22 protein-coding genes are annotated in these 20,675 nt (G+C 59.2%); 14 read left to right on the top strand and 8 right to left on the bottom strand.

Going from position 1 to position 20,675, the window contains the following annotated elements:
• Positions 1–80: 80 nt before the first annotated feature.
• Complete coding sequence (locus NZK35_RS24710; protein ID WP_259635197.1) at positions 81–1,316, bottom strand: DUF1559 domain-containing protein; 1,236 nt, start codon at positions 1,314–1,316, stop codon at positions 81–83.
• Positions 1,317–1,401: 85 nt separating this feature from the next.
• Here NZK35_RS24710 and NZK35_RS24705 point away from each other — a divergent pair, with 85 nt between their 5' ends.
• From NZK35_RS24705 to NZK35_RS24665, 9 genes are all read left to right on the top strand, one after another.
• Entirely contained in the window at positions 1,402–2,574 is a 1,173-nt protein-coding gene (locus NZK35_RS24705) for a GspE/PulE family protein (protein ID WP_259635196.1), read from the top strand.
• A complete protein-coding gene (locus tag NZK35_RS24700; RefSeq protein ID WP_259635195.1) occupies positions 2,571–3,626 on the top strand; it encodes a type II secretion system F family protein in 1,056 nt (351 codons plus the stop codon). Before NZK35_RS24705 ends, NZK35_RS24700 begins: the two co-directional genes overlap by 4 nt.
• A complete protein-coding gene (locus NZK35_RS24695) occupies positions 3,623–4,447 on the top strand; it encodes a hypothetical protein (RefSeq protein ID WP_259635194.1) in 825 nt (274 codons plus the stop codon). Before NZK35_RS24700 ends, NZK35_RS24695 begins: the two co-directional genes overlap by 4 nt.
• Positions 4,448–4,551: 104 nt before the next feature.
• Entirely contained in the window at positions 4,552–5,730 is a 1,179-nt protein-coding gene (locus NZK35_RS24690) for a type II secretion system F family protein (RefSeq protein WP_259635193.1), read from the top strand.
• A gap of 43 nt (positions 5,731–5,773) precedes the next feature.
• Positions 5,774–6,151: a type IV pilus modification PilV family protein gene (locus tag NZK35_RS24685; protein ID WP_259635192.1), complete on the top strand. Its 378-nt coding sequence runs from the start codon at positions 5,774–5,776 to the stop codon at positions 6,149–6,151.
• Positions 6,148–6,669, top strand: a complete 522-nt coding sequence (locus tag NZK35_RS24680; protein ID WP_259635191.1) for a prepilin-type N-terminal cleavage/methylation domain-containing protein — start codon at positions 6,148–6,150, stop codon at positions 6,667–6,669. The genes NZK35_RS24685 and NZK35_RS24680 overlap by 4 nt, the downstream gene beginning before the upstream one ends.
• Positions 6,666–7,025, top strand: coding sequence for a hypothetical protein (locus NZK35_RS24675; protein WP_259635190.1), 360 nt, complete (start codon positions 6,666–6,668; stop codon positions 7,023–7,025). Before NZK35_RS24680 ends, NZK35_RS24675 begins: the two co-directional genes overlap by 4 nt.
• Before the next feature lie 62 nt (positions 7,026–7,087).
• Positions 7,088–7,933, top strand: coding sequence for a DUF1559 domain-containing protein (locus tag NZK35_RS24670; protein ID WP_259635189.1), 846 nt, complete (start codon positions 7,088–7,090; stop codon positions 7,931–7,933).
• 13 nt (positions 7,934–7,946) lie between these two features.
• The gene (locus NZK35_RS24665; protein WP_259635188.1) at positions 7,947–8,501 is read left to right on the top strand and encodes a sugar O-acetyltransferase; all 555 of its coding nucleotides are present in this window, start codon (positions 7,947–7,949) and stop codon (positions 8,499–8,501) included.
• A gap of 182 nt (positions 8,502–8,683) precedes the next feature.
• Here NZK35_RS24665 and fmt read toward each other — a convergent pair whose 3' ends face one another.
• Both fmt and def read right to left on the bottom strand, forming a co-directional pair.
• Entirely contained in the window at positions 8,684–9,637 is a 954-nt protein-coding gene (gene fmt, locus NZK35_RS24660) for a methionyl-tRNA formyltransferase (protein ID WP_323379668.1), read from the bottom strand.
• A gap of 34 nt (positions 9,638–9,671) precedes the next feature.
• Positions 9,672–10,256, bottom strand: coding sequence for a peptide deformylase (gene def / locus NZK35_RS24655; RefSeq protein WP_323379667.1), 585 nt, complete (start codon positions 10,254–10,256; stop codon positions 9,672–9,674).
• 254 nt (positions 10,257–10,510) lie between these two features.
• On the opposite strand from def, the gene mch reads away from it, so the two are divergent.
• From mch to NZK35_RS24640, 3 genes are read left to right on the top strand one after another with little or no spacing between them, the layout of a single operon-like run.
• Positions 10,511–11,554, top strand: a complete 1,044-nt coding sequence (gene mch, locus NZK35_RS24650; RefSeq protein WP_407699826.1) for a methenyltetrahydromethanopterin cyclohydrolase — start codon at positions 10,511–10,513, stop codon at positions 11,552–11,554.
• Positions 11,551–12,480: an ATP-grasp domain-containing protein gene (locus NZK35_RS24645; RefSeq protein WP_259635186.1), complete on the top strand. Its 930-nt coding sequence runs from the start codon at positions 11,551–11,553 to the stop codon at positions 12,478–12,480. The genes mch and NZK35_RS24645 overlap by 4 nt, the downstream gene beginning before the upstream one ends.
• A complete protein-coding gene (locus NZK35_RS24640; protein ID WP_259635185.1) occupies positions 12,477–14,177 on the top strand; it encodes a fatty acid CoA ligase family protein in 1,701 nt (566 codons plus the stop codon). The genes NZK35_RS24645 and NZK35_RS24640 overlap by 4 nt, the downstream gene beginning before the upstream one ends.
• A gap of 565 nt (positions 14,178–14,742) precedes the next feature.
• Here NZK35_RS24640 and NZK35_RS24635 read toward each other — a convergent pair.
• Both NZK35_RS24635 and NZK35_RS24630 read right to left on the bottom strand, forming a co-directional pair.
• Complete coding sequence (locus tag NZK35_RS24635) at positions 14,743–15,396, bottom strand: toprim domain-containing protein (RefSeq protein WP_259635184.1); 654 nt, start codon at positions 15,394–15,396, stop codon at positions 14,743–14,745.
• A gap of 35 nt (positions 15,397–15,431) precedes the next feature.
• Positions 15,432–16,313: a carbon-nitrogen hydrolase gene (locus NZK35_RS24630; RefSeq protein ID WP_259635183.1), complete on the bottom strand. Its 882-nt coding sequence runs from the start codon at positions 16,311–16,313 to the stop codon at positions 15,432–15,434.
• Between the two features lie 24 nt (positions 16,314–16,337).
• On the opposite strand from NZK35_RS24630, the gene bioD reads away from it, so the two are divergent.
• The gene (bioD, locus tag NZK35_RS24625; RefSeq protein WP_259635182.1) at positions 16,338–17,024 is read left to right on the top strand and encodes a dethiobiotin synthase; all 687 of its coding nucleotides are present in this window, start codon (positions 16,338–16,340) and stop codon (positions 17,022–17,024) included.
• 257 nt (positions 17,025–17,281) lie between these two features.
• Positions 17,282–18,412 carry a family 16 glycoside hydrolase gene (locus NZK35_RS24620; RefSeq protein WP_259635181.1) on the top strand — a complete coding sequence of 377 codons (1,131 nt, stop codon included), beginning with the start codon at positions 17,282–17,284 and terminating at the stop codon, positions 18,410–18,412.
• A gap of 4 nt (positions 18,413–18,416) precedes the next feature.
• Here NZK35_RS24620 and NZK35_RS24615 read toward each other — a convergent pair whose 3' ends face one another.
• From NZK35_RS24615 to NZK35_RS24605, 3 genes are all read right to left on the bottom strand, one after another.
• Positions 18,417–19,517, bottom strand: a complete 1,101-nt coding sequence (locus NZK35_RS24615) for a CobW-like GTP-binding protein (RefSeq protein WP_259635180.1) — start codon at positions 19,515–19,517, stop codon at positions 18,417–18,419.
• A gap of 125 nt (positions 19,518–19,642) precedes the next feature.
• On the bottom strand, positions 19,643–19,972 hold the full coding sequence (locus NZK35_RS24610) for an ArsR/SmtB family transcription factor (protein WP_259635179.1): 330 nt from the start codon (positions 19,970–19,972) through the stop codon (positions 19,643–19,645).
• A gap of 94 nt (positions 19,973–20,066) precedes the next feature.
• On the bottom strand, positions 20,067–20,621 hold the full coding sequence (locus tag NZK35_RS24605; protein ID WP_259635178.1) for a HupE/UreJ family protein: 555 nt from the start codon (positions 20,619–20,621) through the stop codon (positions 20,067–20,069).
• Positions 20,622–20,675: the final 54 nt, after the last annotated feature.

Below are 20,675 nucleotides of genomic sequence, written 5' to 3'. Positions count from 1 at the left end.
CATTTAGATTCTCTCCCAGAGGGAGAGAATCTAAATGTCAGCGCAGCAGTACCTTCGGAACACGCGTCAATGCAGACCACCTACAGAGATTCTCCAACCATCTCGTTTTGATTGCGTGTCCCCAAGGCTCCCCAGAGCCCGAAGGGGCTTGGGCTGCCGGGAGCCAGAAGGTCTTGTCCGTCGAGGGTCACGGTGCCTTTCATTCCACCCGACTCAATCGAATCGGTCAGGAAGACGACGGCACCATCGCCCATTGCCACGTGGCCGCCGCCTTGGTGACGACTGCTCAGGGATAACGTTCCGATGGTCGTCGAGTCGCCGCCGAAACAGAGTTGTGTATTGGGCGGCAGAACCGTGTTGAATCCGGTCATCAACGGCATCGCGTCGGCCCAACGATAACCTCTTCCCTGGCCGCGAATCGACGACAATTGAACCGTGCCGCGGGCATCCCAAAACCGGGGACGCTCCGGATCGATCTGGCTGCGGCAGAGTTGCACATCGTCCAACACGCCGCCGGTCCATCCGTTTTGCAGGGACGGAATCGTTCGAATGTCCTTGTCGCCAAGGTCGGTTGCGATCTCACCCAGCATGATCGTCGTGGACAGGCCGTCGGTGACGTCGTCAAACGAGGTGACCATCCTGGGAACAAACATCCCGCGTCCGGTCGCCTGCATCTGCGCCTCGCCGCTGGGTGACCACTTCGAATCCTGAAAGCGCCACAATCCTTCATCCAACCCTTCGATCGCGTCACCCAGGCACGCCGCATAATTGGTTCGCCCCAACGCGGGTGATCCGATGCCCGGATCCGACGGACAACGGTAGGTTGCGACCTCATGATCCCAAGGTCCATAGGATCGCATCGATGGAACGGGCCCCATGCTCGGATAGCGATGCTCCGGCTCGTTGAAGTCGTCGACGTCCATCGCCATGTCATAGAAGTCGTCTTGCTGGCCGAGTAAGTCTCCAGCGGGTGGCGGTCCGGTCCATTCGCTACTGATAGTTTTCCACAGCGGCGTGTTGCCCAGGAACGGCGTGATGGACACCAAAAAACTCAGCCGAAATTGATTGGTTGCTGCCGGATCGTTGGTGTTGTTGAACGTTCCGGTCCCATGCGGCGGAAGAATTCTGAACGCATCATGATACTGGGCGACACCCAACGCCACCTGTTTCAAGTTGTTGCTACAACTCATCCGACGCGCCGCTTCGCGTGATGCTTGGACCGCGGGCAACAACAGTCCCACCAAAATTCCGATCACACCAACAACAACGAGCAACTCCAGCAACGTGAATCCGTTATGATACCGGCGATGGTTCATGGTCTATTCCAGTGGGTTGAAAACCATAGCTTAGCAATCTCCCGCATCACGCGTGCTCCGTGACGCGAGCTTTTCGGAATAAGGAATGCTGGTTTCTTTCTCACGAACGCGACGATCCTCCACGGACCCTGACTTCGCAATCGCGATGGTCAACGAATGTCTAACCGCAGCAGTGGCTCGTGGTGCAAGTGACGTGCATCTTCAACCGCGATCCGGGCGTTGGGAGGTCTCGTTTCGGCTCAACGGCGTCCTTCAGCCCTTTGATTCCTACGACTTTAGCGAGCAAAGCGATCCGGTGGCCCGGCTGATGGCGTTGTCGGGATTGCCGTCCTATCGCGGTGGCGTCCCACAGGAAGGGCCGCTTCGTTGGCAAGACGCGGGCGGCGCTGAACACGAAATGCGGCTGGGCATTTTCCCGACGGTGCACGGCAATCGTGCCGCGATCCGCATCATCAGTGACCGCGAATCGATTCGTCACTTGGATCAGCTCGGGTTTGATGCCGCAACGAAAGAACAACTGCGATCGGTCTGCGATTCACGCGACGGATGGCTCCTCGTCGCTGGCCCCGCCGGCAGCGGAAAGACCACGACGCTCTACGCCTGTCTTCGCTACATCGCCGACAGCGGGTTTCCACGCAGCGTCTTGACGATCGAAGATCCGATCGAGTCGGTGATCGATTCGATCAGCCAAAGTCAATTGCAGCCGACCAGCGGCATGACCCTGGCGTCGGCGCTGCGCGCGGCGGTTCGACAAGACGCCGAGGTGTTGCTGGTCAGCGAGATCCGCGACGTCGAGACCGCCGAAGCAGTCTTGACGGCGTCGATGACCGGCCATTTGTGTTTTTCATCCATCCATGCCAGTTCAATCGGCGTGACGCTGCGTCGGTTGGTGCAAATGAAGTTGCCCAGTTATGCGATCCAGAGTGGCCTGCGCGGCATCTTGTGCCAACGGTTGGTGCGGCGACTCTGTTCGGCGTGTGCGGCCGAATCAAACTCGGCCTTGAATCCGAATTGCGATGGGTGTCACGGCACCGGATACCAAGGACGCATCCCGATCTCGCAAATTCTCGCCTTCGACGGATCCTCGGCCGGCCAAGCGGTGTTCGACGGATTGGTCGATGGCCGATCCGCGACTGAAATCGACGCGATCGCCGCATGCGCTGGGATCGATTCGTTGCACGACCAGGCGGCGCGATTGATCGACGAAGGCGTGACGGATGCAAACGAAGTGTTTCGCGTGCTGGGGCGACGACCATGACGACAGCGGACACACCGAAAATCAACTTGGACGACGACTCGCTGGTGATGCTGTTGAACGAGGTGTCGGCGATGGCGGCTTCGGGGCGTCCCTTGATTTCGGGACTGGCCGATTTGGATGACGCATCGATGGGTAAAATCGGGCGGGCAGCCAGGGCGGTGCGGTCCAAGATCGACCGGGGAGAACCGGCGTCGGAGTCGATTGCGTCGTTGTCACGCGGTTATCAAACGCCGCTGCGAGTTGCGATGGAAGTCATGGCACGGACCGGGTCCACCGTGCCGATCGACGAGGCAGGACGGTTGATTCGGCAAGCCGATGAGTCGCGGCGGCGGATCCGTTTCGCGTCGATCAACCCGGTGCTGAACGTCATCGTTTCCGCGGCGGTTCTGTTTTTCGTGATGCCCTGGATCCTCGTTTCGCTCTCCGAATCGCAATTGATTCGACCAGCGTTCGCGCCGTCGATCACGGAAATCTGTCAAACCTTCGCCCAAGACTTCATGCTGGCCGCCATCGCGACCCTGATCGTCGTCGGATTGTTTTCGCTGGTGTTGTATTGGGGCTTTTCTCGCTCCATCAGCGGCGGTTCTGTGTATCGCGATCACGCCACGTTCTGTCGCTGGTTGGCAATCCAGGTCAGTCCGCCCGACCGACCGGCTGCGACGAATGCGGGTGACCTGGAACTGGGCCGGTTGATTCAGTCGGCCGCCGAAGTCGCCGGCCCGACGTTCGCTGCATCGTGGGCCGGCGTGATCGAGAAAATACGTGGCGGAACCACCTCGGAACCCTCGTTGGCGATGCCCGCTGATACGCCCGATCCGGTCAGTTGCTGTGTCGCGGATTTGGTCAGTGGAAACCGTCAGGCGGAGAGCATTGCGTTGGATCTGGGGCGACTGAGCGATCTCTACACGCAAAAGTCTCAACGCAACCAACTGTGGTGGACCGAGATGTTGCCGCGTCTGGTGACTTGGATGCTAATGATCGCAATGATGGTGATTTTATTGCAGGCCATTGTGAAGCCGCTGTTGGACGTCGTCGGTGAGGTGTTGCCATGAATCCATCGCAAGTCGAGCTGGAAAACAGCATTGCCACGACCGCCGAACTCGAACTCTGGCAATCGATACGTGAGGACACGCGTCGCCGTCTGACGCGTGTGGTTTCGATTGGAGTTTTCTATCTGTTGGCCGCCCTGGCGGTCGGCTTGTATCTGATTCTGACCATGGCCGAAGTCGCCAGTGACACCGTGGTGTTGCGTTCCTGGAGACCGGAGGTGATCGACGTGAGGTGGATGAAGATGACGGCATTGGGCTACGCCGTCGCTGGGATCATCGCGATCATCGGCTACCTCGTGATTCTGATGATGATCCTGCAACGCCTTCCGGCGCTGTTGTCAACGGTCGCCGGGTCGATGCCATCGATCGGATCGACGATGCGGATGGTCGCGATGGGCGAGTTTTGTCAATCGATCTACCAATCGTTGTTGCACTCACAGGCCTACGGGAGCGCGTTGCAGCAGGCATCGGAGTCGGTTCATCATGCCGGGCTGCGGCGTTGGTCGGCGATTTCATCCAAACGCATCGAGCTCGGCCATCCGCTGTCGATGGTTCTGCAATCGTCACCGATCCAAGAACAACCGTTGTCCGCGCTGGCCGCCTTGACAACCGAAGAGCGTGCCGCCGAACAAGCAACCGAACAAGCCGTCCAGATCTGGCATCGGGCGACGTCGGAGTGTCACGTTTTGGCTCAATCGCGGCTCGATCGCACGGCCGCGGTCGTGTCGATCAGTTTTCTGTTAGCGTCCGTCTTCATCGCCTTTTTCGCACTCCTGTTGATGGGAATGTCGATGCAGACGCAGTTACGGGGGTTGATGTATTGACCGATCGGATCCTTCAACTGTTCGTCGCAATTGCAGTTCCGGCTGTTTTGGCGGCAATCGCGCGCGCGGTTAAACGACCACTGCTGCGTCGTCCGGCGGTTGCAATGCCGGTGCTGTTGATCGCGTTTCTGGACGTGGTGGAATGGCTGATGTGGGTGGTATGTTTGTTGGCGGTGTGCGCGGCGGCACCGCACCCGGTGACCTTGTTGCTGGTCGCACTGTTTGTCGTGTCCATCGCCGCGGCGAGCCGGATGCGTTACCGTGAAGAGCAGCGTTCGCTCAACCGTTGGCTGCGGATGGCCGCCGACAGCGGTGTCGCGCTGCCTTCGTTGCTCGACCACCTGGCCAACGGATGTCGCAGCCGAATCGCTCGCCAAGCCAAACGTTGTGTCAAACGCCTGTATCGGGGCGAAGCGATCGCCGACGCCGCCCGTCGCGCAAGACTGCCATTGGATGCCGATACCGTGGCTGCGATCTTGATTCCAGGACACGATGTTTCGTCCGACGAAGAATCGCTGCAATTGAATTTGATTCGTGACCCGGTCGCACCCGTTCAGCACCAGAACGAAGCGTCGCGTGCCATGACGCTGGCCGCCCAACAGTTCACCTACGTCGTTGCCACAGTGCTGCTCGCGTGGTTGTTCGGAATGCTGATCCGATCGCAACTGATCCCACTGTTTGACGAGATCTACGATGCAATGCCGTTCTCAGGCATTCGTTCCCATGCCGCGCTCGATACCGTTGCGTGGTTTGGGAACATCGTCGTGTGTTTATTGCTGGCGTGGCTGTTGCTCGCTGGAATCGTCCGCTGGTTACCGCATTGGATGGCACGCTGCATCCCTTGGTTTGGCAAAAAGGCGATCGACCAATGGCGCTGCGAAATCCTTCGGGCACTTCAACGCGGGATGTGTGCCGGACAAGCCGAAACACAAATTCTGCAATGTGCGGCTCAATCCACACGCGTTCGCTGGATTCGTTCGCGTTGCCGGTCGGCCGTCCGCTTGCTCGATGCCGGCACTCCCCTGGCGCTCGCGATGCGGGGCGGCAAAGTCGTCTCCGCCCGTGAGCAAGTTTGGTTGACCTGCGCAGCGAACAACGGGAACTTGCCCGCTGCGATCACGAAATTAGTCAGCGATGTGGGACGCCGCCAATCGCATCGCTGGAGAATCCGCATGGCGTGGTTCGTCCCGTTGGCGACGGTGCTGGTCGGCGGTTTCGTGCTGGCCCACACAGTGTTTTTATTTCATTTTTTGTATGGCCTGATCGGCGGGATGGCCGGCTGATCTCCAGTTCCTCCTGGCCGTGAAAAACAAGAGTTTGAACTCCATGACTCGTTCCCATCGACAGAATCATCGACGCCGACAGGGGTACATGTTGTTCGAAATGCTGGTCGCCATGGCGTTTTTGGCGGCCGCCACCGGGATTGCGCTCAAAACACATCAAGCCCGGATGGACTACGATCGCGATTCACTGGATCGATTACGCCGACAGTTGATGATCGAGAATTTGGCCGATCAGTTGGCGAGCGTCCCCTATTCGCAGATTTCGACCAAAGCCTCTGAGTTGCAATCCGATTCGGAAGCGGAAGTCGCCGTCGAACCGTTCGAATTCGAATCCACACAAGGACTGCATCTGACCATCAAGATGGAGACCGGCGGTCGTTCATTGTTGCACCACCTGTGGCGACTGGAGCCGACGTCATGAACCGAAACAAGACGCCCCTGATGCATTCGCGACCGAGAGGCGGACATCCCGCGACGACCGGAGGGTTCACGCTGATCGAGCTATTGCTGGTGCTCACGTTGACCGCCTCCCTGTTGGGCGGTGTGATCAGCTTGGTGTCGATCGCTCGCCAAAGCAGCCTGCGAGCGACGCAAAACCAATTTCACCGGCAAGAGATCCGCCGATTTGCCGACGACGTTCGCCGCGACGTTCGGCATGCCGCACGCAGCGTTGTGAAAGACGGCGAACTGGTGTTGACCGCCGCGACTTTGGGTCGAACCATTACCTATCGGATCGACGATGAATCGCTGGTCCAGCGACGCGTGGTTGAATCAAACGACTCGGCTCCGTCGGTCGACAGCTACGCGTTCGGCAAGGACGCCAGAGTAGACGTTCGATGGCTTGAGGAAATCCGAGCCGTCCGGTGGACGATCACACCAACTCAGCGTCCTAAACAACCGATTGAGATCCTCGCTTCGGAAAGGTCGACACGAGAATGAATCGTCGCTCCAAACAAATCAGACGCTTCGGGTCAATCGGGTTGATGCTGGTGTTGATGTTGGCCCTGCTGGTCGGCACGTTCGCGGTGTCGGTGGCGCGTCGTGCGTCGAATGAACGTCACCACGCGCTGCATCACCAGTCGATCATGGCTCTTGAATCGGCGATCGAGGCGGTCGAACAGTTCAACCCCACTCCAGACTCAAAGCTACGACTGCCCCTGGACCAGAACTCAAACCGATGGATCCTGGTGGAATCCGTCGGTGGTCCCGATACCAAACGTCAGTACCAGGCCACGCTCTACCACAACGATCAACCCGGCCTGTCCATCCAGCGACTTGCAAGGAGCGACACATGAGCTGCCCAAACGAGACGACAACGTCCCCGATCCGTTTTGAACCTCCAATTGATTTGCCAGCGATGTCTACACCCCGTCGAGCGTTCACGTTGGTCGAATTATTGGTCGTGATCGCGATCATCGGAATTCTGGTGGGATTGGCCGCGCCCGCATTGCAATCGATGCGGGAATCGTCGCGCCGGTCGCTGTGCCAATCGCGGTTGACGCCGATCGGGATGGCACTGCAAAGCTACCACGATCGCTGGCAGCAGTTTCCCGTCGGCACGGTCGCCGATTCAGGACCGGTGCAAAGTGAACCGGTGGGGAATCATCACAATTGGCTGGGACGCCTGCTTGATTTGCTCGACCAGCCGGTGATCGCAGCCCAGATCGATCGCTCCGTCAGCATCTACGACGACGCGAACGCAGCAGTATTGCAGCTGGAGTATCCGGGCGTGAAATGCCCGTCGGCGGGACGATACCCACCCAATGCCAGTTGTTATGTGGGCTTGCACCACCCGACGGACAAAGCGATCGACGAATCCGATCACGGCGCCTTTGTGTTGAATTTGCCGATCAGCCGCGACGACATCAGTGACGGCATGTCCAACACCGCGTTCGTTTCCGAAAAACTGCTCCGATACGACGACCTGGGCTGGCTCAGCGGCACCCGCGCGACACTCCGCAACGTGGGTGGCGGAATCCAGATCACCGAAGAACCGTCCGCGTCGCTGTCCCCGTTGGAGGTCGGATCGATCGGCAGCCGTCATCCCGCCGGCGTCCATGTGCTGTTCGGTTCTGGTGAAATCCGTTTCCAGACCGATCAGACCGATCAACGCGTCTTGGAACAGATGGTCGATCGTCGTGACGGCGGTCTGCCACTGCACTTTCAATCGATGGACGAACAACGGCGCCAGAGTGTCGAGTGAATCCCATTGCGGCATGCCGAGTGAGCGCGAAAAAATGTTGGCCGGCGAGCGATACGATCCAAGCGATCCGGAGCTGGCGGAAGCTCGCATGACTGCCCGGATGCGATGTCATGCGATCAACCAGTCGTCGCCTCGTGATGATGCCTTGCGACGCGGCGTCTTGCGGAAACTGTTCGCCAGCGGTGGCGATTCGGTTTGGCTCGAACCGCCGTTTCATTGTGACTATGGAACGAACATCCACCTCGGCAAAAAGGTTTACTTCAATTTCGATTGCGTGATTCTGGATGTTTGTGACGTCCGCATGGGTGACTTTGTTTTCGTCGGCCCGGGCGTTCACATCTACACCGCCACCCATCCCCTGGAAGCCGTGCCCCGCCGAACCGAGGAGTTTGGAAAAACCGTCACGATCGGAAATGATGTCTGGATTGGCGGCAGGGCGATCGTCTGCCCTGGGGTGACGGTGGGTGACTGCAGTGTCATCGCTGCCGGCAGCGTGGTGACGAAGGACGTGCCGCCCGGAGTCGTCGTTGCCGGGAATCCCGCCAAGGTGATCCGCTCGATCGACTGAGGCTCGCCAAGAAACAGGAATCGAAGCTTCGTGACTGGATGGAGTCCCGCGGTCTTACCCACCCTTCAAGCCGGCGGCGGTCTGTCGCAACGAGATCTTGATTCGACTGGTGTCCAGCGAAGGCCGATTCGTTTCAGTGCAATGACGGTAGAGAATGCGTGTCATGATGGCGGCATCGAGGGTCACTGGAACTGCGATCCCCGTGACAGTTGATAGCCGCGTTGAAATTCTTCACCGCTCATCTCGCGTTTTCCGGCCGGACAGAGGGTGTCGATTCGCAACGCACCGTCGCCTGCCATCACCACCAATTCCTTGCTTCCCGTGATTTGTCCGGGCTGTAAATCGTCGGTGGGCTCGTCAACCGGGGTGACCTTCAGGATGGTCAATCGGAGCGGCGGCTTGTTGTCGCGGACCTGGATCGTCGTGAACGCGATCGGCCAGGGTTGCATGCCACGCACCAAACAATCGATCTCTCGACGGCTCCGTTGCCAAGCGACTTGTGCTTCCTGTTTGCTCAATCGAGGCGCTTTGGTGGACCGTGTCGTGTCTTGGACTTCACCGATCGTCGACACACCATCCCAGCGCGAAAGATCGTCAATGCTTTGCATCACCAGGTCGACGCCGAGTTGTGAAAGCCGCTCTTCGAGTTGCCCGGCGGTTTCCTGATCGGAGATGTCGGTTCGGCGGGTGGCCAGGATCGGCCCACCGTCCAACTTGGGTGTCATCTGGATCACACTGACGCCGGTTTCGCGGTCGCCGTTGAGCAGCGCTCGTTGGACCGGGGCGGCTCCTCGGTAAGCCGGCAACAGCGATCCGTGCAGATTAATTCCGCCCAAACTCGCGACGGCCAAGGCGTCGGGTTTCAGGATTTGACCGTAGTCGCAAACCACCAACAGATCGGGCTGGAGGGCTTTGAGTTGCGCAATCGCCTCGGCGTCGTTGATACTGACCGGATCCAGGATCGGCAGCTCGTACTGCGAGGCCCAGGTCCGCACCGGAGCCGGCGGAGGTCCCTTGCGGCTTTTGATCGGCGGTTCGGGTTTGGTGACGACGGCCAGCAGCGTGTGATCAGAACGGCGAATGGCGTCGAACGAGGGAACGGCAAACGGACCGGTTCCCATGGTGATGATGCGCACGATGATGCTCTCTTTCAAAAAACGCTGATTCGACTCAGCAATATTTATTCGTCCATTCAGACAACCGCGCGACCAGCTGGTCGTCAGGCGGAATCGATCCGGTCGCCTGCTTGGAGCGAAAATCGGTTTCCAACTCGTCGATGCCGGCTTCCAGTTCCAACGCCGCATGTTCCCCCATGCGATCGAAAAACAGGGTCCCGTCCAAGTGATCGATCTCGTGCAAGAAAATCCGCGCCAAAAAACCTTCCAGCGTGGTTTCGATGGGATTGCCTTTCAGGTCGTACGCGCTGATGCGGACCGATTTGGGGCGGATCACGTCTCCGGTCAGTCCTGGCAGTGAAAGGCAACCTTCTTCGCCCACCTCGCTGCCCTTCGGCCGACTGACTTCGGGGTTCACGACCACGAACTCTTCGCCACTGCCTTTTTCGCCGGTGGGATTTGCGACAAAGAGTCTCAGCGGCAGATCGACTTGATTGGCCGCCAGCCCCACACCCCGGGCTTCGTACATCAAATCCAGCATCTCGTCAGCGATTTTTCGCAATTCGGCGTCGACACGCTTGATCGGCTTGCTGACATAGCGAAGCGTGGGATGCGGGTAGTAGATGATTTCGAGAGACATGACAGGCCACAAAGAAGCGATGGTAGGAGGACGAGGCCGGGCGGTGTGGAATCGCGAGGTACCCAACAGGACGGAGGGCCCGCGAGGCTGGGAAGGCTGATTCCGCGGCAAAGTAATCGGGTTGGATCGCAGCGATCGAGCGTTTGGGCGACCGCTGGTGCCACTAAGATGACCGATTCTTGGAGGTTTGTCATTCGGGCTTAGCCGGTATCCCTGGCCCCCTCTCGACATTTGGTCGTCCTTCGGCCACGATCCTGACCTACCAGAAACCCTTACTTGTCCGAAGACCACGTCAATCGCGTCCCCCCCTCCCACGATCCGCCGACCGCTGTTTTCCGCCCATGGACTATTCGCCGAACCAAGCTGCCACCGAAATCTGGGATGGGCTGCAATCTGACCCTCTGGCTCGGGTCCGGTTCCATCGTGTTGCCGAAGCGACCGTGTTGGATTTTGGTGTGGAAACGCCGGGCTCGATACAAGCCGGAGTGCTGTTGGCGCGCGCCTGCATGGGCGGACTCGGCCGGGTTTCGGTCGTCCCCTGCGATCCCGCTAGCTACGGCGTTGCCAACGCCGTCTGTGTCGAAACCGACTCTCCCCGCGTCGGCTGTCTGGGCTGCCAATACGCCGGCTGGCCGGTCCAATCCGACGACTACTTTGCCATGGGCAGTGGTCCGATGCGATTATTGCGTGGCAAGGAAAAGATGCTGATCGAGCAGGATCTCGGCGACAAGGGATCTGATTCAGCCTGCGGCATTCTGGAGTCCGACAAACTGCCGACGGTCTCTGCGATTGACACGATCGCCGGGGACTGTGGCGTGGCACCAAAGTCGGTGACCGTCGGGGTGGCTGCGAGCACATCGATCGCCGGTTCGATACAAATCGTCGCCCGCAGCGTCGAAACGGCGATGCACAAACTGGACGATCTGGAATTCGACATCCGATCGGTGATTTCGGCGACCGGCTCGGCTCCGTTGCCGCCGCCGGCCGAGCGAGGCAATACGATCGCTGGGATCGGCCGAACCAATGACGCGATGCTCTACGGCGCGACAGTTTCGCTCTGGGTCGATTGCCCTGACGAGTCCATCGAAGCGATTCTGGACAAAATCCCCAGTTCGGCGTCGGCGGATCATGGCCGCCCGTTTGCCGAAATCTTCGCCCAATACAATCACGATTTCTACGCGGTCGACCCGTCGCTGTTCAGCCCCGCAGTCGTCGCGATTCACAATCTCCGCTCGGGGCGGACCTTCACCTCCGGACGAATGATGACGGAGATCTTGCGAGAGTCCTTCGGCACATGAGCGGCTCGCCGGTCGCGTCGCGACGCCTGCTAATGCTCGGCCCGGAGAGTGGATGGCACGCCGAACGGCTTCGCGAAGCGGCATGTCGGCACGGCCATCGCTTGGAGATCGCGCCGTGGGACTCGATCGCCGCACGCATCGGTGATGATCGAACGCCGGTTTCGCTTCTGGCGGATCACCAGCAGCTTTCCGACTACGACGCGATCTTGACGCGAACGATGCCAGCCGGCTCGATGGAACAGATCACCTTTCGTTTGGCGGTGCTGCACGCGATCGCGGACCGAGTGACCCCGCATCGAACCGCCATCGTGAATCCGCCGCGCGCGTTGGAATGGTCGATCGACAAATTTGCATGTTTGGCAAGGTTGGCCGGTGCCGGATTGCCGACCCCCTCGACACGTGTCGTACAATCACGCCGTGAAGCGATGCAGGCGTTTGAAGAATTGGGCGGTGACTGTGTGGTCAAGCCGATCTTCGGAGGCGAAGGCCGCGGCGTGATGAGGATCAGCGACGCCGAGCTTGCTTGGACCAGCTTCTCCACCCTCGAACAGTTGGACGCCGTGCTTCAAATTCAATCCTTCATCTCGCCGGGCGGCCGCGACACCCGTTTGCTGGTCGTGGGCGAGCGGGTGTTTGGCGTGCGTCGACACAACCAGAACTGCTTTCGTTCCAATGTTTCCGCCGGCGCAACATGCCAGCGGATCGAAGTGGACGGGTGCTTGAAAGCGACCGCCAAACGAATCACCGAACTGTTCGGGCTGGTCTTCGCTTCGGTCGACCTGATTGACAACGATCACGGGCCACCGCTGTTTCTAGAAGTCAACGCGATCCCGGGATGGAAAGGGGCCCAAAGCGTGATCGACGAATCGATCGCCGAACACGTCATCACCGCACTGGTGGCTGAAACCGAAAGAGTGACAACATGAGCACAGGAGTTCGCGACGGAAACGTCGCCTCGCGGCTTCGCATCATCGCCTCGTTGACCCCCGGTGCGATCGCGATCGCCGAACCGAGCGGACCGCCGGCCGAGGACGGGCCCCGAAACTATGCCTTGACGACCTTTCAGAATCTTGACGAACGCACCGACTTGATCGCGCGGGGGCTGGTCGCCTGGGGAATCCGTCCGGGAATGCGGTTGGCGATGCTGGTACCCTTCGGAGGACAATTCATCGAATTGGTCTTCGCACTGTTAAAAGCGGGCGTGATCGTGGTGTTGATCGACCCGGGAATCGGGCGGAAACATCTGGTGCAATGTCTGTCCGATGCCAGGCCCGACGGCTTCGTGGGGATTCCGAAAGCGCAAGCGATCCGCACGTTGCTTCGACACCGTTTTCCGGCGGCTAGCTGGAACGTCACCCTGGGCAGACGTTATTTTTGGGGCGGCAAAACGCTTGACCAGATCATCCAACTGGGCCGTGATGCCACGTTCGATGGCAATTCGGACTCGCGAAAGACGCTGGAGTTGCCGATCATCAATCGGCCCGATCCGGCCGCGATCATTTTCACGACCGGCAGCACCGGGCCACCCAAGGGTGTCTTGTATAGCCACGGAACGTTCCATGCGCAAATCGATCGCATCCGCGAACGCTATGACATTCACCGCGGATCACGCGACCTGGCGTGTTTTCCACTGTTCGGCTTGTTCGATGCCGTGATGGGCGTGACCACGATCATTCCCGACATGGATCCAACCCGGCCGGCCGACGTCGATCCGCGACGCCTGATCGAAGCCGTCGAGCAATGGGAAATCGACCAGGCTTTCGGTTCGCCCGCACTTTGGAATACCGTTGTGCGGTGGTGCAACGAACACAGCGTCCAACGCCCCTTTCCTACGCTGCGACGCGTGCTCTCGGCAGGTGCCCCCGTTCCCGCGTCCACGATGGCCAGGCTGCGTGATTTGATCGCCGAAGAAGGCGAGATCTTTACGCCCTACGGTGCCACCGAAGCACTGCCGATCGCATCGATCGAATCACGCGAGGTGATCGCCGAGACAGGCCCGGCGGCGACCAAGGGCAAGGGCGTTTGCGTCGGCACTCGTTTTCAAGGCGTCCAGTGGAAGGTCATCGAAATCGATGACGGCCCCATCGAAACGATCGAACAAACCCGCGCCTTGCCGACCCAAAAGATCGGCGAACTGATGGTTTCCGGCCCCATGGTGACGCGCAAGTATGTCGTCCGCAGCGATCAAAATTCGATGCACAAAGTCATCGACGGCGACACCGTGTGGCATCGCATGGGTGACGTCGGCTACCTCGACTCACGAGATCGGTTTTGGTTCTGCGGCCGCAAAGCACATCGCGTGCGTGGCAGCAACCGAACCTGGTTTACGGTCCCCTGCGAAGCGATCTTCAACGCCCACCCGCATGTCTATCGATCCGCGCTCGTCGGACGCGGTAAGCCGGGACACCAAACCCCCGTGATGTTGATCGAACCGATCCGTGAACATTGGCCGAAGTCCGCGCAAGAATCCGAACGACTGGTGGCGGAATTATTGGATCTGGCCGCAAGAAATCCGATCACGCGAACGATCCAAGAAGTGATCCTCCGTGACGAACCGTTGCCCGTCGATATCCGACACAACAGCAAGATCTTTCGCGAAAAACTCGCCGCGGAACTTCAGTGAATCAGCATCTGGGGAGAGATTCTTTGTCCGCTGACCCGGATGATCGCTGAGAAGATGATTTTGAGAAAGATCGGAGGCCCCGCATCCGAGCTGCCCCGACTCGGATGCGAGTTATCTCTCCTCCAGCTGAGTTCGCGAAAACGGTGGTCTGCAACCGCACATTTCCGGCAAAATCAGCCGCCGACCGCCCCTTGTGCATGTGCCCCCACGTCACACTCGGTCTTCTCATGATACAGTCTGTTGGCAATAATGTAAATTGAGAACCCGCAAAACCCCCGCAAAGGTGATGCGAGACCTACTGAAGACTGGGGTAACCCCCTATTGAGGCTGGGTGCGTCGCGAAACGAGACACTCGGTGGCGGCACGTGCTCGTTTGACATCAGCCGGTTCGCGTCAGCGTCCGGGCCCGTATGCTCGGGTGCCCGCAGGCTCGCGCCAAACGGCTGATCATCGTTCGATATCAGCCGGTTCGCGCAAGTCGACGGGCAACAGCGCGAGCAAACGAGGCTTCAGTTAGCGGTCTTGGCCTTCAGCCCGCATCCAGGGAAACGACAGCCCTTCCCTCTCAATGCCGCTGCGGCCCGAAAACCGATCGGGCGGCCAAGGCGTCGCTGTGTCGAAGCAAGTAGGCGGTTCTGGAATTCGGGTCGACGCAGAGTTCTTTCAGCGTCGTCTCGCCCAGGCTTGCCAGTCCGCGGTAACGTTGATGGCGGTGGGCGATGTCTTTTTCATCGAGCACCGTACGAATCCGCTGCAGGTGTTCTTCACTGTAGGCATGCAGGGCGTCGGCGTATCCGCTGGCACGGATTTCGAACAACGGTGATTTGACCAGCGAGACACGGTTGGCATCCAACAGCGGACGCAAGTAGACATCGAAGAACATCAGCATCAACGCGCCGCAGTGAATTCCATCGGCGTCGGGGTCAAACAAGAACAGGATGCGATCGTAGCGCAACTCTGCCAGATCTTCGGCGTGCCAGCCCGTCCCCAATGCATCGATCAGTGCGGCGTACCACTGATTTTTCCGGACCGACGCATCGGTCGCCTTTGTCGCATTCATCGGTTTGCCTTGCATCGGCAAGACGGCCTGAAACCGCTGGTCGCGCACACGCGCGACCGCTTTGGATGCCGAATCGCCTTCGACGATGAACAACTCGCGATACGGTTGTTGGGCGGCCGAGCAATCGATGAGCTTGGTTTTTTGAGTGTTGAACGTCATGTCAGGCACTATCCCCATCCCGCCGACACGGTTGGTCAGTCGATCAACCGTTTTAACAGTCCATCGTAGGCATCGATGCGACGATCGCGCAAGAACGGCCAGTGCGTCCGCACGACATCAATTTCGTCGAGGTTACAATCGGCGCATAGGACGTGGTTGCCGGACTCGGCGGCTTGGGCGACGATTTCACCGCGAGGGGAAGCCACAAAGGACGATCCCCAGAATTCGACTTGGCCTTCCCTACCGACACGGTTGGGCGCCCCAAGCCAAATTCCGTTGGCGATCGCATGGGCCCGCATCGAGGTTTGCCACGCATCCAGTTGCCCCGCACCAAATTCTTCCTTTTCGCCGTCGATCCATCCGATTGCGGTCGGGTAGAACAGGATTTCTGCGCCGGCCAGGGCGAACAAGCGAGCCGCTTCGGGGAACCACTGGTCCCAGCAGACCCCCACACCCAGTTTGGCGTAGCGGGTTTGAATGGTACGAAACCCCATGTCGCCGGGCGTGAAGTAGAATTTTTCGTAATACAGCGGATCGTCCGGGATGTGCATCTTTCGGTACGTGCCCGCCAGGCTGCCGTCCGCGTCGACGACGACCGCGGTGTTGTGATAGACGCCGGCGGCTCGCTTCTCGAAAATCGGGGCAACGATCACCATTTCGTGCCGCTTGGCCAAGTCTTGCATGCGACGCACCGACGGCCCGTCGAGGGTTTCGGCGTAGTCGAAATTACAATGATCCTCGGCCTGGCAAGGATAGGGGGTTGCAAAAAGCTCTTGAAGACAGAGGATCTGGACCGATTCGGAAGCCGCCTCATCGACCCGCTTTTCAACTTCGTCGAGCGTTGCGTCGCGTGAGCCGGCGTACGACATTTGCAACAGTCCGATTCGCACATTTCGATTGGTCACAGTTTCATTCATTTCAGGCAAGGGAAAGGCATAGCATTGGAGATCGTCTTCGTTTCGGGAACCGGAACGGAAGTCGGAAAGACTTACGTTGCCCAACAGCTTGCGGTGGCGAAACGCAGCGCCGGTGTTCGCGTAGGAGTCTACAAACCCGTGGCGAGTGGTTGTATCCGGCAACCCCGCAATTCGGAGACGAATTCTGCGACTCCGGCCGCCCCACTCCTCTCCAGCGACGCCACCGCACTTTGGGAAGCCGCCGGCCGCCCCTGGAATCTAGACGCGGTTTGCCCCCAGCGTTTCGAAGCCTCGGTCGCACCGGACGAGGCGGCCAGACGGTCGCGGCAACGGGTCGACGTCGACCTGTTGACGCGCGGCGCTGATCGTTGGCGTGATCACTGCGACACGTTGATCATTGAAGGTGCCGGCGGGCTGTTGAGTCCGATCGCCGACGACCTGCTGAATATCGATCTGTTTCGGCGGTTTCAAGACGCCGAACTGTATCTGGTCGCGGCGAATCGGCTGGGGGTGATACACGAAGTGATCGCGACCTGCCGTGCGGCGGCGTTGTCCCAGGTCAGCGTCAGCCGGTTGTACCTGTCCGCAACCGGCCCCACGGCGGACGAATCGAGCCCGACCAACGCCGAACAAATCCGCCGCTGGTTGCCGGAACTGGACGTCCGCAAGGTCAGCTGGGGACAAGTCCATTGGGGCCGGGGGCTCGTCTAGCGATCCGAGGCCCAGCGACCCACAACGCTGTCCACGCGACGAAACGTCGGATGGTCGATTCAGCAACGCTCGGTGTATGAGTGTCCGATCGTACGATTGATCAGCCGTTTGGCGCGAGCCTACGGGCCCAAACGAGAGGAAACGAAGCGTCGCTTAGCGGTATTGGTCTTCAGTCGACAAACTGCCAAGCCTTTCGGCCGGCATGGTAAACTACCGAGAATTGATTTCCGCTTTCTACTTGCCCTACAGTTAAGAACATGCGCTACCCGTCACGGTTGCTATTCCTAGCTTTGCTCGTTTGCCTGATTGCGAATCGCACTGTTGCCGACGATGGTGGAAAGTCACGCAACCGCGTTGAATCCTCGCCAGCGGTCTCCGATTTCCAGCCTGACGGCGTTTGGAAACCGAAAGGTGCAATGATGAGTGGCGTTCTGTTGCCGCCGCCCGCGCTTGAGGCGATCACGCTGACGATCGAGGACGACCGATACGAAGTCACCGTCGAAGGTGAAAATCACTCGGACAAAGGGACCTTCACGCTGGACGAGAGTGTTACCCCCATGCGAATGACGATCCGCAGTCACTCCGGTCCCAACAAAGGAAAGACCATTCTGGCGATCTATGAGATCAAAGGTCCCGATGCAATGCGTGTTTGTTACGATCTATCCGGAAAGGCATTTCCGGCGGAGTTTAAATCGCCAAAAGGTTCCCAGCGCTACCTTGTCGGATACCGCCGCCAGGCCGCCCCGCAATCATCCGAGATGTCTTTTCAGTCGATCTTTGACGGTAAATCGCTTAACGGTTGGAAGGCGCTCGACATGAGCTACTGGTCGCTGCGCGACGGCGCGATCACGGGCCAATCGACGCCGGAGCACCCCTGCACCTCGAATCAGTTTCTGGTCTGGCAGGGCGGGGACGTCAGCGATTTCGAAGTCAAGCTCAAGTTCCGGGTGACCGGCAACGGATGCAATTCGGGAGTCCAGTTCCGAAGCAAAATCAGACCTGACGGCTTGGCGGTCGGTTATCAGGCGGATATCTACCAGAGCGGGCCTTACCTGGGAGGCGTTTGCGACGAAATGCATTCGCGGCAAGGCCCCGAGTTGTTGACCGCCAACGGCCAGCGGACCGTGATCGATGCTTCCGGCAAACGGACGGCGACCGACCTGGGCACCAAAGCGACCATGAAACCGGAGGGCGAATGGAATGAATACCACATCACCGCCAAGGGCCGGCACATCACGCTCCGTATCAATGGCGAAGTCTGCTCTGAATTGATCGACGAAGAAGAAGGACACTCCGATTTAGAGGGCATCTTGGGATTGCAACTGCGCTCCGGACAGCCGATGACGGTGCAGTTCAAAGAGATTTTTCTCAAACAACTGTCCGATTGACCTTCTACGTCCCAGCGCGGTAGGTCGGTACGGGACGTCCGGGTCGAAAACTTTCCAACGATCTCATCTCGGCCGTTGCGGCAAACTCGGCGGCCAAGGCATCGACAGCGCTGGCGACGGATTCCTGCAATGCTTCGGGAGCCAGACTGACACGCGCATTGATGATCAGTGTCAACACCTTGCCCTCAGCCTCTGAAGCGACCGAGAGCGTCGTCGCTGTATCGCTGCTGACCAGGTTGGCGACGCCGACGGCATCGCCGGAGGAACAGAAGACCTTCAAATGCGCCGGTTCGGCATCGCGTGCTTCCAGACGCGTTCGAATCAAGTCGACGATCCGCATGACCACACCATCGATCGGCATCGGATCACTGCAGGTCAAGGAAACGGTCGCATTGAGCCAACCCAACTCCGCTTCCCCCTCGGCGTAGACGTCATAATCGACGTCCATCAATTGCTCGCGGGCCGCCGCGTCACCGGCCAAAGACTCGCAAACCGCCGCCAAGTTTTCACCGGTCTTGGCCGATAGAAAAATCACCGGTCGACCGGGATATTGCTCTTCGACACAGTCCCGCAACTGGGTTTGCTGCTGTTGAGTCAATTCGTCAATGCGGTTGATCAAAATCAGCTCGGACTCTTCGAGTTGCTTGCGAAAGATGTATTCTGCTTTTTCCGAAAAACCTCGCCCCTGGCCGCCGGTCAAAATTTTCAGCCCGTGACTCGGTTTCAAAATGACCGCGTAGGGACTGTGAACAAACTTCTCACCGAGTTGCTCCATCATCGGGATCGCAATCGTGGCGATCAGGTCGGTGCAACTGCCGACCGGTTCGGCGAGGATGATGTCGGGCCGCTGATGGGTTTCAAACGCTTCGATGGCATCGGTCAAGCCATGGAAATTGCAACAAAAACACGACCCGGCCACTTCGTTGACATTCAGACCTTGGCTCCGCAGCAGCTCCGTGTCGACCAATCCGTCGGCCTGGTCGTTGGTCACCACACAGACATGTTTACCCTGGGACTGGTAGTGCCGCGCCAATCCAGAAATCAAGGTGGTTTTGCCGGCGCCGAGAAAGCCGCCGATCATGATAAACCGAATGGGAGACGTCATCGTTGCTGTCGCGGGGTACGAAGGGTTCGCTGAGGGCCGTGCTCGTCACGGCTGGGTTTCACGCCCCAACATTCTGATGAACGTCAGAATGTCCGTCAAGCGACGCTGATCCACGGTAGGCTGATTCAGTCGCTCGGCGACTGACCGACATCCAAACGGCAACAACCGAAATCGAGCACGCGATTGCGTTTGCGTCGACTCGCGTCGAGAAACTGCTCGTTGAGAGAATAGTAGATGAACTTGCCGTCGCGGCGGGTCTGGACGATGTCCGCGTGGTAGAGCACCCTGAGGTGGTGCGAAACGACGCCGATCTCTTGGTCCAACAGCTCGGCGAGATCGGAAACGCTCAACGCTCCGACTTGCAGCGCCCGCACGATGCGGATCCGGAGCGGATCGCCGACCGCTTTCAGGTAAGCCGCGCAACGTGTTTCTTCATCATTTTGTGACTGGGCCATGATTCATCAGTCTCCCGCATGCCGGGTAAGAAACGAGCAGACGAACGTGGCGTATGCTGGGAACCTACGGCTCCTTGGGTCGCAAGCTGGAAGCTTACGCCACGGTGTTGCTCGTTAAAGGGTCGACGCGTGGTGATCGAGATGGAGTGCGGTTGAACGCGGTTCCGATCCCGATGCCGATCAGATGGATCACAGCCGTCCCCAGGATCACGCCGACAAGGTAGTGGGCCGAACCGTCGCCAGCCCCAAGGTCGGCGCCGTGGGCAAACCCGTGTAGGCCGCCGCAAAGGGTGACGATGGCGGGGAACGTCGCGTGGTTGAATCGACCGACCAGGCAGGCTGCCAATGCAATCAGGGTGATGGCGAGTCCGATGTCCAGCCGGGAAACCGGTCCGATTAGCTGTCCGGCCAGGCTCGCGACCGCCATCGACCCGCAAAACAACACCGGAAGACTCCATCGACGACGCGGCCCGCATTGCGTCGCCAACACTCCGACCAAGACCATCGCCATCAGGTGATCGATTCCGGTCCAAGGGTGTGCGATCCCGGTTTCAACGGCGCCGCTGAATCCGTGCGAGTGGCCGGGATGTGCGTTGGCGGTCGAGACGGCCACGAACAAGCTGATCAAAGCCAAGATGCGAAGCATCATAAAAGTTCATCCCGTTGATGGTGAAGTGGCTGAATTCGTTGCGATCGGGCAACG

Source organism: Stieleria sedimenti (assembly GCF_025060895.1).
Taxonomy (GTDB): domain Bacteria; phylum Planctomycetota; class Planctomycetia; order Pirellulales; family Pirellulaceae; genus Stieleria; species Stieleria sedimenti.
The sequence above is the reverse complement of the archived record's forward strand: the minus strand, read 5'-3'. Positions and strand labels throughout refer to the sequence as shown.

Coding starts and splice junctions, on each gene's coding strand:
- NZK35_RS24675 (WP_259635190.1), top strand. CDS start 6,666: ATGAATCGTCGCTCCAAACAAATCAGACGCTTCGGGTCAATCGGGTTG.
- NZK35_RS24700 (WP_259635195.1), top strand. CDS start 2,571: ATGACGACAGCGGACACACCGAAAATCAACTTGGACGACGACTCGCTG.
- NZK35_RS24710 (WP_259635197.1), bottom strand. CDS start 1,316: ATGAACCATCGCCGGTATCATAACGGATTCACGTTGCTGGAGTTGCTC.
- NZK35_RS24610 (WP_259635179.1), bottom strand. CDS start 19,972: ATGGCCCAGTCACAAAATGATGAAGAAACACGTTGCGCGGCTTACCTG.
- def (WP_323379667.1), bottom strand. CDS start 10,256: ATGTCTCTCGAAATCATCTACTACCCGCATCCCACGCTTCGCTATGTC.
- NZK35_RS24680 (WP_259635191.1), top strand. CDS start 6,148: ATGAACCGAAACAAGACGCCCCTGATGCATTCGCGACCGAGAGGCGGA.
- NZK35_RS24605 (WP_259635178.1), bottom strand. CDS start 20,621: ATGATGCTTCGCATCTTGGCTTTGATCAGCTTGTTCGTGGCCGTCTCG.
- NZK35_RS24645 (WP_259635186.1), top strand. CDS start 11,551: ATGAGCGGCTCGCCGGTCGCGTCGCGACGCCTGCTAATGCTCGGCCCG.
- NZK35_RS24640 (WP_259635185.1), top strand. CDS start 12,477: ATGAGCACAGGAGTTCGCGACGGAAACGTCGCCTCGCGGCTTCGCATC.
- NZK35_RS24615 (WP_259635180.1), bottom strand. CDS start 19,517: ATGACGTCTCCCATTCGGTTTATCATGATCGGCGGCTTTCTCGGCGCC.
- NZK35_RS24705 (WP_259635196.1), top strand. CDS start 1,402: ATGCTGGTTTCTTTCTCACGAACGCGACGATCCTCCACGGACCCTGAC.
- NZK35_RS24690 (WP_259635193.1), top strand. CDS start 4,552: ATGCCGGTGCTGTTGATCGCGTTTCTGGACGTGGTGGAATGGCTGATG.
- NZK35_RS24670 (WP_259635189.1), top strand. CDS start 7,088: ATGTCTACACCCCGTCGAGCGTTCACGTTGGTCGAATTATTGGTCGTG.
- NZK35_RS24635 (WP_259635184.1), bottom strand. CDS start 15,396: ATGACGTTCAACACTCAAAAAACCAAGCTCATCGATTGCTCGGCCGCC.
- NZK35_RS24685 (WP_259635192.1), top strand. CDS start 5,774: ATGACTCGTTCCCATCGACAGAATCATCGACGCCGACAGGGGTACATG.
- NZK35_RS24695 (WP_259635194.1), top strand. CDS start 3,623: ATGAATCCATCGCAAGTCGAGCTGGAAAACAGCATTGCCACGACCGCC.
- NZK35_RS24630 (WP_259635183.1), bottom strand. CDS start 16,313: ATGAATGAAACTGTGACCAATCGAAATGTGCGAATCGGACTGTTGCAA.
- NZK35_RS24665 (WP_259635188.1), top strand. CDS start 7,947: ATGCCGAGTGAGCGCGAAAAAATGTTGGCCGGCGAGCGATACGATCCA.
- NZK35_RS24620 (WP_259635181.1), top strand. CDS start 17,282: ATGCGCTACCCGTCACGGTTGCTATTCCTAGCTTTGCTCGTTTGCCTG.